At 45.7% G+C, this 17,253-nt stretch carries 23 protein-coding genes; 5 read left to right on the top strand and 18 right to left on the bottom strand.

Annotation, left to right across the window (positions count from 1 at the left end):
* Nucleotides 1-18: 18 nt before the first annotated feature.
* The 9 genes from M1K46_RS10580 to M1K46_RS10620 all read right to left on the bottom strand — a co-directional run bounded on the left by M1K46_RS10580 (nt 19) and on the right by M1K46_RS10620 (nt 7,304).
* On the bottom strand, nt 19-849 hold the full coding sequence (locus tag M1K46_RS10580; RefSeq protein ID WP_091004805.1) for a purine-nucleoside phosphorylase: 831 nt from the start codon (nt 847-849) through the stop codon (nt 19-21).
* Between the two features lie 14 nt (nt 850-863).
* Nucleotides 864-1,682: a purine-nucleoside phosphorylase gene (locus M1K46_RS10585; protein ID WP_256225985.1), complete on the bottom strand. Its 819-nt coding sequence runs from the start codon at nt 1,680-1,682 to the stop codon at nt 864-866.
* Nucleotides 1,683-1,693: 11 nt separating this feature from the next.
* A complete protein-coding gene (deoB, locus tag M1K46_RS10590) occupies nt 1,694-2,878 on the bottom strand; it encodes a phosphopentomutase (RefSeq protein WP_256225986.1) in 1,185 nt (394 codons plus the stop codon).
* 114 nt (nt 2,879-2,992) lie between these two features.
* A complete protein-coding gene (xerD, locus tag M1K46_RS10595; RefSeq protein ID WP_062235225.1) occupies nt 2,993-3,883 on the bottom strand; it encodes a site-specific tyrosine recombinase XerD in 891 nt (296 codons plus the stop codon).
* 11 nt (nt 3,884-3,894) lie between these two features.
* Entirely contained in the window at nt 3,895-4,134 is a 240-nt protein-coding gene (locus M1K46_RS10600) for a YqzK family protein (protein ID WP_053357986.1), read from the bottom strand.
* 147 nt (nt 4,135-4,281) lie between these two features.
* Nucleotides 4,282-4,743: a Fur family transcriptional regulator gene (locus M1K46_RS10605; RefSeq protein ID WP_053357985.1), complete on the bottom strand. Its 462-nt coding sequence runs from the start codon at nt 4,741-4,743 to the stop codon at nt 4,282-4,284.
* A gap of 117 nt (nt 4,744-4,860) precedes the next feature.
* Nucleotides 4,861-5,499: a stage II sporulation protein M gene (gene spoIIM / locus M1K46_RS10610; RefSeq protein ID WP_256225987.1), complete on the bottom strand. Its 639-nt coding sequence runs from the start codon at nt 5,497-5,499 to the stop codon at nt 4,861-4,863.
* A gap of 64 nt (nt 5,500-5,563) precedes the next feature.
* On the bottom strand, nt 5,564-6,757 hold the full coding sequence (locus tag M1K46_RS10615; protein WP_256226145.1) for an endonuclease Q family protein: 1,194 nt from the start codon (nt 6,755-6,757) through the stop codon (nt 5,564-5,566).
* Nucleotides 6,750-7,304 (bottom strand): NUDIX hydrolase, encoded by a 555-nt coding sequence (locus tag M1K46_RS10620; RefSeq protein ID WP_256225988.1) that lies wholly within the window; start codon nt 7,302-7,304, stop codon nt 6,750-6,752. The genes M1K46_RS10615 and M1K46_RS10620 overlap by 8 nt, the downstream gene beginning before the upstream one ends.
* Nucleotides 7,305-7,404: 100 nt before the next feature.
* Here M1K46_RS10620 and mciZ point away from each other — a divergent pair, with 100 nt between their 5' ends.
* On the top strand, nt 7,405-7,542 hold the full coding sequence (gene mciZ, locus M1K46_RS10625; protein WP_062235211.1) for a Z-ring formation inhibitor MciZ: 138 nt from the start codon (nt 7,405-7,407) through the stop codon (nt 7,540-7,542).
* Nucleotides 7,543-7,626: 84 nt separating this feature from the next.
* Entirely contained in the window at nt 7,627-8,544 is a 918-nt protein-coding gene (locus tag M1K46_RS10630) for an aldo/keto reductase (RefSeq protein ID WP_062235208.1), read from the top strand.
* A gap of 49 nt (nt 8,545-8,593) precedes the next feature.
* Here the strand turns inward: M1K46_RS10630 and M1K46_RS10635 are convergent, their stop codons facing one another.
* From M1K46_RS10635 to M1K46_RS10650, 4 genes are read right to left on the bottom strand one after another with little or no spacing between them, the layout of a single operon-like run.
* Nucleotides 8,594-9,775, bottom strand: a complete 1,182-nt coding sequence (locus M1K46_RS10635; RefSeq protein WP_062235205.1) for a thiolase family protein — start codon at nt 9,773-9,775, stop codon at nt 8,594-8,596.
* Between the two features lie 27 nt (nt 9,776-9,802).
* A complete protein-coding gene (locus M1K46_RS10640) occupies nt 9,803-10,456 on the bottom strand; it encodes a CoA transferase subunit B (RefSeq protein WP_091004791.1) in 654 nt (217 codons plus the stop codon).
* 22 nt (nt 10,457-10,478) lie between these two features.
* Nucleotides 10,479-11,168: a CoA transferase subunit A gene (locus M1K46_RS10645; protein WP_062235200.1), complete on the bottom strand. Its 690-nt coding sequence runs from the start codon at nt 11,166-11,168 to the stop codon at nt 10,479-10,481.
* A 12-nt stretch (nt 11,169-11,180) separates the two neighbouring features.
* Entirely contained in the window at nt 11,181-12,377 is a 1,197-nt protein-coding gene (locus M1K46_RS10650; protein WP_256225989.1) for an acetyl-CoA C-acetyltransferase, read from the bottom strand.
* A 140-nt stretch (nt 12,378-12,517) separates the two neighbouring features.
* Between M1K46_RS10650 and M1K46_RS10655 the strand changes: the two genes are divergently transcribed.
* Complete coding sequence (locus M1K46_RS10655) at nt 12,518-13,429, top strand: hydroxymethylglutaryl-CoA lyase (protein ID WP_256225990.1); 912 nt, start codon at nt 12,518-12,520, stop codon at nt 13,427-13,429.
* A gap of 48 nt (nt 13,430-13,477) precedes the next feature.
* Here M1K46_RS10655 and M1K46_RS10660 read toward each other — a convergent pair whose 3' ends face one another.
* From M1K46_RS10660 to M1K46_RS10670, 3 genes are all read right to left on the bottom strand, one after another.
* Complete coding sequence (locus tag M1K46_RS10660; RefSeq protein ID WP_062235191.1) at nt 13,478-13,816, bottom strand: iron-sulfur cluster biosynthesis family protein; 339 nt, start codon at nt 13,814-13,816, stop codon at nt 13,478-13,480.
* Between the two features lie 2 nt (nt 13,817-13,818).
* Complete coding sequence (locus M1K46_RS10665) at nt 13,819-14,370, bottom strand: PadR family transcriptional regulator (RefSeq protein WP_256225992.1); 552 nt, start codon at nt 14,368-14,370, stop codon at nt 13,819-13,821.
* Between the two features lie 197 nt (nt 14,371-14,567).
* Nucleotides 14,568-15,143, bottom strand: coding sequence for a DedA family protein (locus M1K46_RS10670; protein WP_062235186.1), 576 nt, complete (start codon nt 15,141-15,143; stop codon nt 14,568-14,570).
* 139 nt (nt 15,144-15,282) lie between these two features.
* Between M1K46_RS10670 and M1K46_RS10675 the strand changes: the two genes are divergently transcribed.
* Nucleotides 15,283-15,567, top strand: a complete 285-nt coding sequence (locus M1K46_RS10675; protein WP_256225993.1) for an HPr family phosphocarrier protein — start codon at nt 15,283-15,285, stop codon at nt 15,565-15,567.
* Between the two features lie 53 nt (nt 15,568-15,620).
* Here the strand turns inward: M1K46_RS10675 and M1K46_RS10680 are convergent, their stop codons facing one another.
* Nucleotides 15,621-16,271 carry a TVP38/TMEM64 family protein gene (locus tag M1K46_RS10680; protein ID WP_053357970.1) on the bottom strand — a complete coding sequence of 217 codons (651 nt, stop codon included), beginning with the start codon at nt 16,269-16,271 and terminating at the stop codon, nt 15,621-15,623.
* 148 nt (nt 16,272-16,419) lie between these two features.
* On the opposite strand from M1K46_RS10680, the gene M1K46_RS10685 reads away from it, so the two are divergent.
* Complete coding sequence (locus tag M1K46_RS10685) at nt 16,420-16,665, top strand: HPr family phosphocarrier protein (RefSeq protein WP_053357969.1); 246 nt, start codon at nt 16,420-16,422, stop codon at nt 16,663-16,665.
* 237 nt (nt 16,666-16,902) lie between these two features.
* Here M1K46_RS10685 and M1K46_RS10690 read toward each other — a convergent pair whose 3' ends face one another.
* Complete coding sequence (locus tag M1K46_RS10690) at nt 16,903-17,235, bottom strand: YolD-like family protein (RefSeq protein ID WP_053357968.1); 333 nt, start codon at nt 17,233-17,235, stop codon at nt 16,903-16,905.
* Nucleotides 17,236-17,253 lie beyond the last annotated feature (18 nt).

The raw sequence follows: 17,253 nt of genomic DNA on the forward strand, positions 1-17,253 counted from the left end.
ATTCAAACACCGCTTTCTTCACAAAGTAACATTTTTGACTAATTCTTTAACCAAGTTGATAAATTTCGGTTTTGTCCGGTTGGCAACTGCCACCACTTGTTCATGCGTAAGCGGTTCAAGCTCATCCGCGATCGCCATGTCGGTTATACAGGAGATTCCGATGACTTTCAAGCTCATATGGCTGGCAACGATTACTTCCGGAACGGTAGACATTCCAATTGCATCTCCGCCTACCGTACGCAGCATGCGAAGCTCGGCTTTGGTCATGTAGGTCGGACCAGTGATCCCTGCGTATACTCCATGCTGCACTTTAATTCCAAGGTTTGCTGCTGTATCTTTCGTAAATTGAACAAGTTCAGGCGTATATGCTGTGCTCATGTCAGGAAAACGTGGTCCAAGTTCAGCATCATTTGGACCGATCAGAGGGTTCGCTCCTGTCATATTCAAATGATCATCAATGATCATGAGATCACCAGCTGAAAATTCAGGGTTCATACCTCCGCAAGCGTTTGTCACGATTAGAAGTTTTACTCCAAGGCCTTTCATCACACGGACAGGAAAGGTAACATCCTGCATGCTGTAGCCTTCATAGAAATGAAATCTTCCTTGCATTGCTAAAACCGTTTTTCCGTTAAGCGTTCCAATGACCAATTTACCTGCGTGGCCTTCAACCGTTGATACCGGGAAATGAGGGATATCACTGTAATCGATCTGAACGGCGTTTTCGATCTCATCTGCTAGCTCCCCAAGACCTGAACCAAGAATAAGGCCGATTTCAGGATGCATCCCCTCTGTTCTGGATTGGATCATATTTGCTGCTTCATTCATTTTGGTTAATAGTGTAGCCATTTTTCTTCCTCCCCTTAAATGGTTTTTACGATTCCTTTTACAAGACCAAGAAAATTGGATTTAACCCGTTCAGTTGTTTCCATTACTTCATCATGGGTCAACGGCTGGTCTAGAATTCCTGCTGCCATGTTCGAAATGCAGGAAAGTCCGAGAACCTTCATTCCTGAATGGCGAGCTATGATTACTTCGGGGACAGTGGACATACCTACTGCATCTCCTCCCAATGTTCTGAGCATGCGAATCTCTGCCGGCGTTTCATAGCTTGGACCAGAATTCGCCACATAGACTCCCTCTTTTAACGTTATGCTGAGGGATGAAGCTGTACTGCGCGCAATTTCCTGCAGGCTCTGAGTGTAAGCTTCAGACATATCGGGAAACCTGACCCCAAAGGAGCTGTCGTTTGGTCCGATTAAAGGATTGTCGCTCAGATTATTGATATGATCCGTAATCAGCATCAGATCTCCTGCTTCAAAAGAAGTGTTGATCCCGCCTGCTGCATTTGTCACGAGGACACTCTCCACACCAAGCTCCTTCATGACTCTGACAGGGAAGGTGACTTTCTCCAGAGTGTAGCCTTCATAATAATGAAAACGGCCCTGCATCGCAATGACCTGTTTGCCTTCAAGCTCCCCAATAACAAGCTGGCCGGCATGCCCCTCAACCGTCGATACAGGAAATTCAGGTATTTCGCCGTAAGGAAGAATAACAGCATTTTCGATTTCATCAGCCAATATCCCCAAACCTGATCCTAGGATGAGGCCGATTTCCGGTTTTGCGGACAGTTTTTCTTGAATAAAGTTTGCAGCAGTCTGTATCTGTTTCAATTCTCCCATTTCTTTTCCTCCTAATTTAGTTGATCAAGAAAGCTTTTTCCATATTCAGGCATCTTCACATTGTAGTTGGCGGCTACCGTCGCCCCGATATCGGCAAAGGTTTTACTCACCTTTATAGGTTTTCCTGATTCGATTCCTTTGTAATACACAAGAAGCGGAACATATTCTCTCGTATGGTCTGTTCCATGATGAACCGGATCATTTCCGTGATCGGCTGTAATAATCAGAACATCATCTTCGTTAAGTTTTTCAAAAACCTCCGGAAGGCGGGCGTCAAACTCTTCAAGAGCTTGTCCATAACCTTTTGGATCCCTTCTGTGTCCGAACAGGGCGTCGAAATCAACAAGGTTTATGAAGTTCAGCCCCGTAAACGATTGATCCATCGATTTAACGAGCTGATCCATGCCATCCATATTGGATTTGGTGCGGATCGCTTCCGTAACTCCTTCACCGTCATAGATGTCGGAAATTTTCCCGAGCGCGATCACATCATAACCGCTGTCCTTCAGTTCGTTCATAACCGTTCTCTCAAACGGTTTCAACGCATAATCATGACGGTTGGCTGTCCGTTTGAAGTCACCGGGTTTGCCTACAAACGGCCGCGCTATAATGCGGCCGACCATATATTTATCGTTTTTGGTAAGTTCTCTTGCTATCTCACAGATTTTGTACAGTTCTTCAAGCGGGACCACTTCTTCATGAGCCGCGATTTGCAGAACGGAATCCGCAGAGGTATAGACGATGAGCGCTCCTGTATTCACATGCTCCTCACCCAGTTCATCCAGAATTTTCGTCCCTGAAGCCGGTTTGTTGCCGATGATCTTGCGTCCGGATTTTTCTTCAAGCACCTGAATCAAGTCATCAGGAAATCCTTCTGGGAACGTTTGAAAAGGCTGTTCGATATGAAGGCCCATGATTTCCCAGTGCCCTGTCATCGTATCTTTGCCGTTCGATGCTTCCTGAAGCTTAGCAAAATGTGCTTTCGGCTTTTCTGCAGGCTTGATCCCTTTGATTTCCCGAATGTTGCTCAGGCCTAAAGATTCCATGTTCGGCATATGAAGCCCGTTCATTTTTTCAGCGATATGGCCAAGTGTATCCGATCCTTTATCATCAAACTTTCCGGCATCCGGTGCTTCTCCGATTCCGACAGAATCCATTACAATCAAAAACGTGCGTTTGAACTTTTTATATTTCATTCTTAAAAACCTCCAAAACTAATTAATTCATCTTTAGATACTATATCCTCACACCCGCTTGAACAAACTCGGAGCGATGATGTCAGAAGTCAGACATCTATGTGAAAAAAAAGGCTAAGCCCTTGGATGATACGCAGCGTAAATATCTTTAAGCCTTGTTTTCGACACGTGGGTATAGATTTGCGTTGTGGAAATGTCTGCATGGCCGAGCATCTCCTGTACCGCCCGCAGATCCGCTCCATTTTCCAGCAAATGCGTCGCGAACGAATGTCTAAGCGTATGGGGAGTCAATTCTTTTTCAATATTTGCTTTTTTGGCAAGCTGTTTTAAAATTTTCCAAAAACCTTGCCTTGATAAACGGTTTCCGTGGTGGTTCAAAAACAAAGCGTTCCCGCTCTTGCCTTTTGAAAGTGCAGGACGGCCCTTATCCAAATAGGTTTGTATGGCCCCTGTCGCCATTTTACCGAGCGGAATAATACGTTCTTTGTTTCCTTTTCCAAGACAACGCAAAAACCCCATCGATAAATGGACGTCGGCAAGATCTAGGCTTACCAGTTCCGTCACCCTGATCCCGGTCGCATATAGCAGCTCGAGCATGGCCTTGTCCCTGATCCCGAACGTTTCATGGGTATCAGACGTATCTAAAAGCGCTTCCACTTCGTTCATAGCCAGCACCTTCGGAAGCTTGCGTTCAGCTTTGGGTGTTTCAATATGTACAGATGGGTCAGATTCGCTCGCCTTTTCACGAAGCAGAAACTGGTGAAACGAACGGATAGATGCAATGTTCCTCGCAATAGTTGTTGTAGCCTTGCCGTTTTCTTTAAGATGAAGCAGGTAACCTATTATATTTGCACGCTGAATCTGGTTGATATCTGAAATGTTTTCCACTTTTTCAATGAAAAGCACATACTGCTCAAGGTCGCGGCGGTAAGAATCCACCGTGTTTTTAGAAAGACCACGCTCGACTATTAAATAATGAATAAAATCCTGGACATGATCTGTCATATCTGCGCTCCTTATTCACTGGATTCGTAGAAAAACAGCAATCGGATGAGCCAATTGCTCTCCTCTTTATTCGTAGTGGCAGCGTCACTTTGGAAAACCTTGACCGCTTTCCCCTTCGGCACATCGTACCGGTGATAATCCTGGTACTCCTGGTTGATCCAAAGCAGCCCAAAGTAGAATAACAATGTGCAAGCTGTAAAAGATAAAAATATTTTTGATGTGTTCCAGCATAACCTCAGCCAAGATCTCATGGTTCAGCGGCCTCCCCGTACTATAATATTAGTACAGGTTATGCCAAAGAATTGCGGTTATATACACATTTTCTAATTTTACTACAACTTTACGTTAACTGATTCTTTCGGATTTGTAAATAAATAAAAAATGATGAGTACCTTTCATCAAGGGGTCTCATCATTTTTATCATTTCCGTTACAGCGGTGGCAGATGCCATGAAAAGTGAGGCGGTGGTCTTTAATTTTAAAATTCCAGCCCTCTTCAACGACCTTTTCCACATCTCCCAGCAGATCCTCTTGGATTTCATCGACCGCTCCGCATTCAAGGCAAACGAGATGATGATGGAAGTGAGCTGCTCCTTCTGTACGAAGATCATATCTCGATACGCCATCTCCAAAATTTATTTTATCGACTACTTTCAGTTCAGTTAATAGTTCTAATGTACGGTAGACAGTAGCAAGACCTATCTCTGGTGATTTCTCCTTCACAAGAAGATAGACGTCCTCTGCACTTAAATGATCTTCCTCATTTTCCAGGAGGACCCTAACTGTAGCTTCTCGCTGGGGAGTAAGCTTATAGCTCTGGGAATGCAGCTGTTTTTTGATCCGGTCAAGACGGCTTTCCATACCTAATCCTCCCTTATGTTTCACATGATTATTATAAGGCATGGAAAGAAAAGGTGTCAATTTAAAATAATTATAATTTGCAGTTTATAATTATTATTTTATGGTAGTTTTTATTCTTTATTTGGACCCCAAACTCATGACTCCTTCCATCAGAAGCGGTGAAAGATACGCTTCAAAGGCGGATGCAACAGCCAGGAACAATCCTACTGCGATAATGAGAGCTGAATATTTAAAGAACTTTGGAAAAAAGGGGTCGCTCGATTTTTTCAAAAACTGCTGTCTGATCATTTTAACGGAAAATAGAATAGAAGCGGCAGCTGCCACGATCAAACCCGGAACCAGAATGAGGTTCTGTGGAAGAACGGAAACAAAAGCGAGCAAGAATCCGTGCCAGCTCATCTGATTCACGAGAAAACCGACCGTAAACCCGATGACTACCCCTTTAATGAAGAGCATGATCAAGATGACCGGCAGTCCGATAACAGACAGCCCAAGAATCCACATCACCGCTATATATTTAATATAATGGCTGTAGCTTTGTGAGAACATATCCTCTGGATCAGCAAAACTCCCTTTGGAGACCTCCCCGAAAAACCGGGACAAATAATTCAGCAGGTCCTGTTTTTGGCTCAGTGTCAGGCTGTTTACAATAACAGCTCCAAAAATAACGCCCATCAGCAAGAGGACGGATACAAACACATACAGCGAATAATGCTCTTGAAGGTGAAACAGTACAAACCTTTTAATAGACCGCATCTCTATTTCCTCCCTTAATCTCTTATTTCATTCTATGAAAGTCAGAGGGAGGTATGTCTATTTTTTATCTGCTAGATTTGCCTGATGCTACTTTCCCGTACTTGCCGCCCCCGCCAGACTGGAAAGATAGCTTGCCTTCCCTTGCACGCAGAATATGATGCACGATCGTTTGCGGAGCAGCTTCCATTAAATCTTTTTCTTCTACCTCATGAAGGATCGCCATGTCCGTTCCGAAATGATCCCTTAGTTTTTGCAGCGTTTTCGGTCCAAGAGCAGGAATGAACTCCAGTGGAACTTGATGGATATAAGGCGGCCTTTCTTTGTGATCTGACTGGTGCATGGCGCATTTTCCTAATTCATTGATCCGGTTTTTAACACCTCGTATCGTAGATGAACTCCCGCATTGTTTGCATACGGTCCCTTTCTCTTCCTCGATGAACGCAGAGCATTTAGCGCAGGTCGTTTCATAATACTTGCCGAGTCTCGGATTTAAGCCGTAGTTGGCTGTAATCCCCCTCCCCTGTTCCTCTTTTAATGCCTGTTTGAATTCCAGAAAAGTAGGTTTCTCCATCCGGATCGTCTGGTATTCCCGTCCGATCTTTTCCAGAGAATGCGCGTCTGAATTTGAAAGAAATGGATAGGACATCAGTTCTTCAACAGCAAAAGCCATAGACGTATCCGAACTTAAACCGAGTTCGATGGCATCTATGAGGTCTGGAAGGAAAACTTCCGAAAGAGAAGCGTTTACCCCTTTTCCATACAAGCTCTTATGCGGAGTGAACACGTGAGCCGGGATAAACAGTCCTCCCAGTTCTTTCGTTTTTCTTTGAAGGTTATGGGCCCACTCGTAGATTCGCTGCGAGCTTAACGTAATATTTTTCATCCGGCCGGCCATATAAAAACTGAACTGTTTCATCTTTTCAAGTGTAGGAAAAAACACCAGAACATGGATAGGCCCTTTGCAGTTCTCATCATAGATTTCGATTTCGGACCCTGGCAGAAGGCACACCTTCTCATACCATAATCCGCCTTCTTCGTGTTCAGCCATGACTCCCGATTCTAGCATCTCCTCTAGTTCTTGAATCACTTCCGGCACGTGGCAGTCAATGATGCCAAGAAGATCGATTCCTTTAACGGCAGAAGCCATATCTAAAATAGCAGATAAAGTCAGGGATTTGGCCCCCGTAATCTTTACAGGCTTTCCAGAACGCGACCTTCCGATATGTACATGCAGGTCCGCGTAATACGTATTAAGCATCTTTCTCAAGCTTTCTCTTCAATAGTACATATTGTACGGCATAAGCGGTCTTCGCATCGTGAATCTGCTGGTTTTTTACGAATTCCTCCGCCTCTTCAATAGATACTTCAAGAACATCCAGAAACTCATCCTCATCGGGCTGCTGTTCTTTGCACTCTTTAAGGGAATCCGTGAAATACAGGTGGATCAATTCGTCTGCAAATCCCGGTGAGGTATAGAACGATGATAAATACTCAAGCGATCCGCATTCATAGCCTGTTTCTTCGAGCAGTTCACGCTTCGCACACTCCAGCGGATCTTCATTCTTCTCAAGCTTTCCTGCTGGTATTTCAACGATCGTCTTTTCCAAGGCTTTACGGTACTGTCTCACAAGCAGCAGTTTATTTTCCGGTGTAAGGGCAATAATAGCTACTGCCCCGGGATGTTTTACAATCTCGCGCTTGCTTTTGTTGCCGTTGGGAAGCAGGACTTCCTGTATTTCTAAATCTATGATCTTTCCAGAATAAACCGGGGTTGTTGATATTGTCGTTTCTTTTAAATGATCCATTGCTTGTCTCACTCCTGGTTCTATATCTTATTTGGCTACATAAAGTCTATCATAAGCCGGTAATGATGAACAAGATAACGCCATATTGAGGAGGAAACCCGTGAAAGTGTATATCCAGCATAATGGTGTAACATTGGTAGGAAAAGCTTGGCAGATTAAATATATGCTCAAGCACTATATGAAGCAGCATTCCACTGTAAAGGAGTGGATCACTTCCTCCCCAGGACATAAACGCTGACCCCTTCCAGGCTGGAAGGTTTTTTTTTGCCTGTTTTCATGCTACTCTTTTTGTAATTCACTCAAACAAGGAGATGATTTTCCCATGAAGCAGAATAAACTTGGAGCCTCTGATTTGTTTGTAAGCGAAATCGGGCTCGGCTGCATGTCCATTGAGCCTGGTAATGAAACAGAAGGAAGAGAAATGATTCAAAGAGCGTATGACGAAGGCGTCACTTTTTTCGACACCGCTGATCTTTATCACTTCGGCTGGAATGAAGAATTTGTAGGAAAAAGCGTAAAGCCTTTCAGAGACAAGATCGTTCTCTCCACTAAAGTTGGCAACCGCTGGACCGCGGGTAAAGAGGGCTGGGACTGGGATCCATCAAAGACATACATAAAAACAGCGGTAAAAGACAGCCTCCACCGCCTGCAGACGGACTACATCGACTTATATCAGCTCCATGGGGGAACCATTGAAGACAATATGGATGAAACCATCGCCGCCTTCGATGAACTGAAAAAGGAAGGCCACATCCGGGAATATGGTATCTCTTCGATCAGACCAAACGTGATATCGTATTATGCGGAACATTCAGACATCGTGAGTGTCATGATGCAGTACAGCATTCTTGACCGTCGCCCGGAGGAAGAGATGCTTGATTTTCTTCATGATAAAAACATCAGCGTGATCGCACGCGGACCTGTTGCGAAAGGCTGGCTCTCTAAACGAGCGCTGCAGCGCAACGAAAGCGATCAGTACTTGGATTATGAAGGAAAGGAGATCCAGGAACTCGTCAAACACTTGCACAGCGAATTTGGAAGTGAAAACCGTTTGAGCCAGACTGCGATCCGTTATGCTCTTCATCACCCTGCTGTCGCTTCGGCTATTCCAGGCGCGAGTTCTGTGGAACAGCTTCTTTCCAATATCGGAGCCAGCACTATGCATGAACTGGCTTCCGATGAGGTTAGCGCCGTCCGTTCGTTGTCTAAAAAGAACGTCTATGAACAGCATAGAAGATAAAATGAAAAAGCTTCACGGCTGTCATCATGGGCGGCCGTGAAGCTTTTATTTATGAAACGTTCTCTATAATCATGGCAATTCCCTGGCCTCCGCCGATGCACAGGCTCGCTAAACCATACTTACCGCCCCGGTTCCGGAGTTCATAAGATAAAGAAAGCAAGAGCCTTGCTCCGCTTGCTCCCACTGGATGGCCGAGTGCAATCGCTCCGCCGTTGACATTGGTTTTTTCCCGATCTAGCCCCAATTCTTTCTCAACCGCCAGATACTGTGAAGCAAACGCTTCGTTTACTTCAACCAGGTCCATGTCTCCAATCGTCAGGTTTGCTTTGGCCAATGCCTTTTGTGCGGCAGGAACTGGGCCGATTCCCATAATCTTTGGATCAACCCCGCAGACTGCCCATGACACAATTTTCGACATCGGTTTAACTCGTTTGTTCTGAACGCTTTCCTCTCCTGCCAGAATAAGAGATACAGCACCATCATTAATCCCGCTTGAATTTCCTGCTGTTACGGTTCCGTCTTTTTTAAACGACGGTCTCAGTGCTAAAAGCTGTTCCAGAGTGGAGTCGGGTTTGACGAGTTCGTCCGTTTCCAGCTGCTGCTTCCTCTTTTCATCAACTGCAACCGCAATGATCTCTTCAGCAAAACGGCTGCTGCTAATCGCTCTTGCGGCTCTTTGGTGGCTCAAAAGCGCATATTGATCCTGTTCTTCTCTTGTTATACCGTACATCTCTGCCAGGTTTTCAGCGGTAATCCCCATTCCGCACCCGATATACTGATCTGTTAAGGTGTGAAGAAGCATATCTTCAAGCTGGAGGTTTCCAAATTTCTGTCCCTGAAAGCGCTGGTTAAAGGTCGAATGAGGGCTCATGGACATGTTCTCAATCCCTCCGCATAACGCCAGCTGTGCGTCTCCGGTTTGGATGGAAAGCGCACTGCTGATCACCGCCTGAAGGCCGGAACCGCATAACCGGTTAACTAGCATCGCCGGCACCGTTTCAGGAATATCCGACCTTAGTGCGATATGCCTTGCTGCGTAAGCCGCATCAATGCTCGAATGAATCACATTTCCGTACACCACTTCTCCTATTTCTTCAGGATTGACTTTTGCACGCTGAAGCGCTTCATGGGCGGTTATTGTTCCAAGCTGCAAGGATGAGATATTTTTCAATGATTTACCAAAGCTCCCGAAGGGTGTCCTCGCCCCTTCCACCACATAGACTGAACTCATCATCTTCCTCCCCGTTTGTTTTAACTGTTAGTAAGCGTCCGTTTTTACATTTTCATCAATGATCAAATCAGGGTCCGTGCATGCTTGAATGTCCTCAACGGTATAACCCGCAGCTACCTCTGCCAGCTTAAGACCCTGTTCTGTCACATCGAGAACGGCCTTGTCTGTAATAATGCGGTGTACGACACCTTTTCCTGTTAACGGCAGGCTGCAGTTCTTCAAGATCTTGCTTTGGCCGCTTTTATTCACATGCTCCATGATCACGATGATTTTTTTTGCGCCATGGACGAGATCCATCGCACCGCCCATGCCTTTGATCATTTTGCCCGGAATCATCCAGTTGGCCAGATCACCATTCTCTGAAACTTCCATCCCGCCAAGAATGGCGATGTCAACATGGCCGCCCCTGATCATGGCAAAAGATTCGGCACTGTCAAAGTAAGATGCTCCCTTAATGGCCGTAACCGTTTCTTTCCCTGCATTGATCAAGTCCGGATCTACGTCAGATTCCCTCGGGTACGGACCGATTCCGAGCAGGCCGTTTTCGGACTGCAGGACAACGCTCTTGTTTTCACTTATGTAATTCGCAACCATGGTAGGCATTCCAATGCCAAGATTGACGTAGAATCCGTTCTCAATCTCTTTTTCTGCTCTTCTTGCGATTTTTTCTCTAGTATTCATCGCCATTCCCCGCTTTCTCTGCTTATGATTGAACGGTCAGTCGCTCGATGCGCTTTTCCTGCTGTGCGACGATCATTTTCTGTACGTAAATTCCCGGTGTATGAATACGGTCTGCGTCCAATTCTCCTATTTCATGCAGCTCTTCCACTTCTGCAATGGTTACTTTGCCTGCCGCTGCGATCATAGGGTTAAAATTTCTTGCTGTTTTGTTGTAGATCAAGTTTCCTGCCTTGTCTCCATGCGCCGCACGGATCAGGCTGTAGTCAGCGGTCAGCCCTTTTTCTAAAAGGTACTCTTTCCCATTAAATGTGCGGACTTCTTTGCCTTCTGCGATCGGTGTACCGACTCCGGCTGGTGTGTAAAAGGCGGGAATGCCTGCACCCCCCGCGCGGATCCGTTCAGCAAGCGTCCCTTGCGGAATCAGCTCGACTTCAATTTCGCCGGAGAGCACCTGTCTCTCAAACTCCTTGTTTTCTCCCACATAGGAACCTACCATTTTTCTAATCTGCTTGTTCTTCAGGAGCAAGCCAAGCCCCCAATCATCCACGCCGCAGTTATTGGAGATGACGGTTAAATCCTTCGTCCCCTTTTCAACGAGCGCCAGAATCAATTTTTCAGGAATTCCAACGAGACCGAATCCGCCGACCATCAGCGTTGATCCGTCCTTAATCTCTTCAATCGCATGCAGTGCACTGGTTTCTATAGATTTCATTCTGCTCCCCCCTTATTGCCACTTTTCATTTTCTACGATTGTAGCTACTCCCTGGCCGCCGCCGATGCAAAGGGTAGCAAGCCCGTACCGGTTCTCTCTTCTTCTCATCTCGTGCAGAAGGGTCACAAGGATTCTCGCGCCGCTTGCTCCGATTGGATGGCCAAGGGCGATTGCGCCTCCGTTGACATTCAATTTTTCATCTGAGAACTGAAGCTCTTTTCCTACAGCAAGCGACTGTGCCGCAAACGCTTCGTTCGCTTCGATCAAATCGATATCTTCAAGCGTTATCCCTGACTTTTCGAGCACTTTTTTCGTGGCATCTACCGGGCCGATTCCCATTATGCTTGGATCAACACCTGCACTTGCATTGGCTATAATTCTTGCGAGAGGTGTCAGGCCAAGTTCTTCTGCTTTTTTTCTGGATACAACAACAAGAGCAGCTGCGCCGTCATTTATGCCTGAAGCATTTCCTGCTGTTACTGTGCCGTCCTTTTTAAATGCCGGTCTCAGCTTTCCTAGCTTTTCAGCTGTCGTCCCTTTCTTCGGATATTCATCCTCTGAGAACAGCAGTGGATCTCCTTTTCTTTGCGGAATCTCAACCGTTACGATCTCATCCGAAAATTTGCCATTCTCCATGGCTCTTTCACATTTCTGCTGGCTGTCTGCTGCAAACTCATCCATCTCCTGGCGGTTCAAGCCATAGGCGTCACAGAGATTCTCAGCCGTAATTCCCATATGGTAATCATTAAAGGCACACCATAATCCGTCATGAACCATGGAATCAACCAGCTTGCCATCTCCCATGCGCAACCCGTTTCTTGCTTCGTTCAAAAGATATGGCGCCGCACTCATATTTTCCATTCCGCCGCATACGACCACTTCCGCTTCTCCGAGCATGACCGCCTGGCTGGCTAAATGAAGAGCCTTCAGTCCGGAACCGCAGACCTTGTTGATCGTCATGCTGGAAACCCTCTGCGGCAGTCCCGCTTTCATGGCCGCCTGGCGTGCCGGGTTCTGGCCCAATCCTGCCTGAAGAACATTCCCCATGATCACTTCACTCACTTCATCCGCTGAAACGCCTGCACGCGACAGTGCTTCTTTAATTACAATGGCTCCCAGCTCTGTGGCGGGGATATCCTTCAAACTTCCCAGGAAGCTGCCAATCGGTGTTCTGACAGCGCTTACAATCACTGCATCTTGTAGTGACATAATTTCTTCTCACTCCCGTATTTTTTTCTGAATATTCCTTATTATCATACCATAATTCCCTGCTCCGTATTGCAACTTAAGGAGGTAAAACGTAAAATAAAGGAAAGATTTCATACATAACGCAATGACTAGGAGGAGCTATGGAACTACCCCAAAGAGTCACCATCATTGAAGTTGGACCGCGCGACGGACTGCAAAACGAAAAGCAGCTCGTGCCGGCGGAAGACAAGATCCGTTTTATTCATAAACTGAAATCTTCGGGAATTCAAGAAATGGAGCTTACCTCGTTCGTCTCTCCCAAATGGGTGCCGCAGATGGGTGATGCTGAACAAGTGATCGAGCATTGCACCGATGACAGCACTCGAAATATCGTGCTCGTTCCGAACGGAAAAGGAGTAGAGCGCCTGCTTTCTTCCGGATGTAAGAACGCAGCTTTTTTTGTCGGTGTGAGTGATACGTTCAACCGGAAAAATATTAATAAAAGCACGAGAGAGAGCATGGATGAGCTTACTCCGCTCATCAGAGACCTGAAACGGAAAGGCTTTTTTGTGCGGGCATGTATTTCGACGGCTTTTTATTGTCCGTATGAAGGAAAAATGGACGAACAGGCTGTCCTGAAACTATGTGAGGAATTTTCAGATCTGGGAGTAGATGAGCTCTCCGTCGCCGATACGATCGGGCTTGCTAATCCTCAGGAAGTTTATGACTTGTTTGCCCTGCTTAAGCATCATCTTCCTTCTGCCCTGCTCATCGCTGCCCATTTTCATGACACACGCGGCATGGCCCTGGCTAATATCTTTTCTGCCCTTCAGGCAGATGTGGACCGCTTCGACACGTCCGCAGGGGGGCTTGGCGGCTGTCCGTTTGCTCCGGGAGCAACAGGAAATGTGGCAACAGAAGATACTGTTTACATGCTGAATCGTATGGGTATCTCGACCGGCATCCAGCTCGATCTTCTCCTTGAGGCTGTGGAGTTTATCTCTCCTTTTGTTTCCCGCAGCCTTCAAAGCAGGCAATACCTTCTTTCAAAACAGGAAAAGACGCCCTTTTAGGCGTCTTTCATCATCATTGATGCACTAAAAAATAGGAAAGACGCCCTTTTAGGCGTCCTTTCCTGTTTTTATTTTATTTTCGAGCCTAAGATGCGGATTGAGCATCTGGTTCGGGCTTTTCAGCTGAAACGTATGCTGTTCCTTTTTAAAATCGATCGTCATCTGCTCATCAAAGAATACCATTTTGGTTTTCTCCATATAAACGGGCAGGAAGTTCGTTTCAAGCTGGACCGTGCCCTCCGGTTCTTCATCCACAATCCAGAGTGCGGACACCCCGCTGACGACACAGCCGCACCCTTCCGTATCATACTTTAGCAGTACGCTGTCTCCTTCCTGCATCTTACTCTTTATCTTTTCGATCGCCCTTTCCGTCCATTCCAGTTTCATATTCACTTCTCCTTGCTGTTCATGGTTTGTATGACCTGAATGGCCCAGTCGCACCATTCAATCCAGTTTTGCAGGTATCTTCTCCCGAATTCCGATGTTAAATATTCTCCTAGATCCTCCTGCTGAAAGCTGTCTTCAGGAAAATGGCTGTCTTTCCAGTCTTTCATCAATCCCAGGCCAAAAGAATGCTGTTCCTTGGCCCGTTCTAAAAAAGCAACAGCCGTATCTGGAGGTATAAGATGAAACAATGAAACACGCAATAACAGGTCATCCTTTAGTTTCGGCTGTGAGATTTCCTTGCTCAGCAGCCATTTCAGCAGCCTCTCATAGCCTTTTGGTTCGATTTGATATACCTTCTTATCCGGATAGTCCACCTGATGAATCACTTGCGAGGTTACAAGCTCCTCTTCCTCCATCTTTACAAGTTCTCGATAAATCTGGGTATGATGGGCTGTCCAGAAGTGGATCATCGTTTCTTTAAACTGCTGATTCAGTTCATATCCGGTTGCCTCGCTCTTGGCCAACAATCCAAGCAGCGCATATCTCAACGCCATCCTCTTCATTCCTTCTTTCCGTATCTGTTTGTCATTTTAACATATTCTACACAATTTTTAAGGGAAAATGCTTGATGAACATATGTGAAAATACACATATCAATAATAAGGCGAAAAGAGAGCAAAGCTATAGAAGATCTCAAAAATCAAAAAGCGGAAACCTTCGAGATTTCCGCTTTTTTGATTTGTCTCTTATTTTAGCTTGCCGTCCTTTTCTTATAAACGAATTTATACAGTAAAAAACCAACCAGCAGGACTCCTGCCCCTGCAAGAATATAGGACTGTGAAGCCTGCAGCACATGATTAACGGTCTTGACTTCCCCCAGCCTGCCTAAAAACAGCATGGCAACTGCTAAAGGAAAGATGCCGATAAAGGTCAGCCCGCCGAATTTCCACCGATTGACCTTGCTCATCCCTGCTGCGTAGGAAACATAATTTCCGATTCCCAAAGGCCGGGAAAGAGCAATGCTCCACTCTCCGTATTTTTTAAACACTTTCTTCGTTTTCTCTACTTTCTTCTCGTTGAACTTCTCTTTCATCTTGCTTTCAAGCTTATAACCTATCATATAAGGTACATAGCTGAATATGGTGTATACTGCACTTACTGCCAATGCCAGAAGCAAGCTCTCGACCAGGTTTGGCTTCAGCAGAAATCCGTAGATCAGAATGACCAGCGCACCGGGAAAAGGAATCGAGGAAGCCTCCAGGGCGGTCCCGATAAATAGCCCGACCGCTCCCAACTCTTTTAAAAAATGAAAGATCATTTCAAACATCCGTGCATCCTCCTCCTTCTTTCTCCCCCTCACTATTCCCTTTCCTGATGTTTTCAATCTCACCTGGTTTGAAACGGTTTATTACAGGGTAGATACGCTGTAGATAACTATTACAATCCATTTCAGGAGGATCCTATATATGAAAAAGATTTGTTCAAAAACCGTCTCCATTACCAGTGACGCTTCTAAATTCACCATTCAAAAGGTTACGGATTTCGTAAAAATATCCAGATCGTTTCAGTCCAACGTCTTTTTATGTAAAAACGGAGTCACCCTGCACGCGAAAAAACTAACATGCCTTGTTACGTTTTTCATGATGCTCCGAAAAGGTGAATCTTTTCTGCTGATCACCGAGGGGGCCGATGCTGATTCGGCCATCCAGCAGCTTCTTCAGCAGCTTCTCCCTTCCAAAGCGACTACATAAGCATAAAAAAGAAGCGCTAATGCCATTCAGCGCTTCTTTTTCCATGAGAGAGGCTAGAGGCCCAGTTTTTTTTGCCATCTCTTCCTTGTTACAACCGGAAGAATAATCAAAGTAATGATGATGATGGATGAAATTAAAATTTCCTTCATTCCTGTATTCGCCACTGAAGCTCCTATGTACGTGTATGCCAATGTGCCCGGTATGATTCCGATGGCCGTGGCTGCCGCGTAATCTTTAAACTTGACGTTTGCCGCGGCCGTCAAGTAGCTCACAAGATCATAATTCAATATCGGCAGGAGGCGGAGGATCAGCACATAAATAAATCCACGCTGCTTGATGCCCTCCTGGATCTTCTGATAATTTCCCTTCCATTCCTTTTTTACGCTTTTTTTGCCGATCCATTTCACTGCTAAAAACGTCATGAGTCCGCCTGACAAGGATCCCAGGTATGTATACAGACACCCCCAATATAACCCGAAGGCCAAGCCGCTTGTCACTGCAAACACGGATGACGGAAACAGCACAAACGGCCGGAAGGCATATAAAGCGATATAAACGATTGGAGCCCAAACTCCCCACGACAGAATCCAGCCTCTAAACCGCTCCGGCGTTAAATTTAAATACCGATGGTTGATATATAAAAGGCAGCCTGCCAAACTTAATATAATTAAATAGTTCATTATTCTTTTTTTATTGCGAATCACTCTTTACTGCTCCTCTCCACACATCTTATTTCTATATTTTCCTTTATTTTCCGATAGAAGTCACTTTAATTTAAAATAAATTTTATGACATTTCTCAATTCACCCTTCATAAGCTGTATAAAAAGGATATGCAGGGAGAGAGATTAACTTGAGAATTATTGCGAAAAAACCCATCTATGCCGGAAACGCAAGCCAATTCGTCCAGTTCACGGGAAGTTATGAAGAAGCCGTGTATGTTAAAAAAGGAGATAAGACAGCCGACGGAAAAAGCCTGCTCGGCCTTATCGCATTATCCATACAGCCAGGGCAAGAAATCGAAATTTCAAGCGAAGCGAATCTTGACTCCCTGCAGAGAAAATTATTGGCCTCTGATCTGTTTGCTGAGGCCGAATAAGGGGCTGTCCAAGAAGTCTGGTAGCTGTTGATCTCCGCTCCAGGCTGCTCGCTTTCCGCGGGGCGTGGGTGAGCCTCTTGGCGCAAGCGCCTGCGGGAGTCTCACCTGTCACGCTAGTCCCGCAGGAGTCTCGCACCTTGCACTCCAATCAACTTTTCATTGAAGATTTTTCACGTCAAAGGAGCTGCCTGAAGGTCAATTTTCGACTTTCAGGACAGCCCCTTTTTTTATTTGTCTTTAAACATCCATCTCTATCCCTATGATGGCATCGAGAGAAACATCCTGTTTCTTTCCTTCATCATTCATTATTCTGAGCAGACGGCGATGAGGGTCATAGTAATGGATGAGGCCCAGTATTGCTTTTTCACCAAGGGGTTTACGGCAAAGGACGGCTACTTTCCTTGCCTCTTCCATCGCAAAAAAGATCTGCTGGTTCATTTCCTCCAACTGCTGTTCATCAAGCTCAGTGTTCTCAAGCCACGCCTCTTCCCGCTCCCAGTCCCTTAACTGCTTTACGTGCTCAGGCAGCATCATTGCCGTCCATTTGATGCTTCCGCGGTCTTTGATCATTAGAGACCCTCCATTCTG

Source organism: Fictibacillus sp. WQ 8-8, assembly GCF_024494405.1.
GTDB lineage: Bacteria > Bacillota > Bacilli > Bacillales > Fictibacillaceae > Fictibacillus_C > Fictibacillus_C marinisediminis.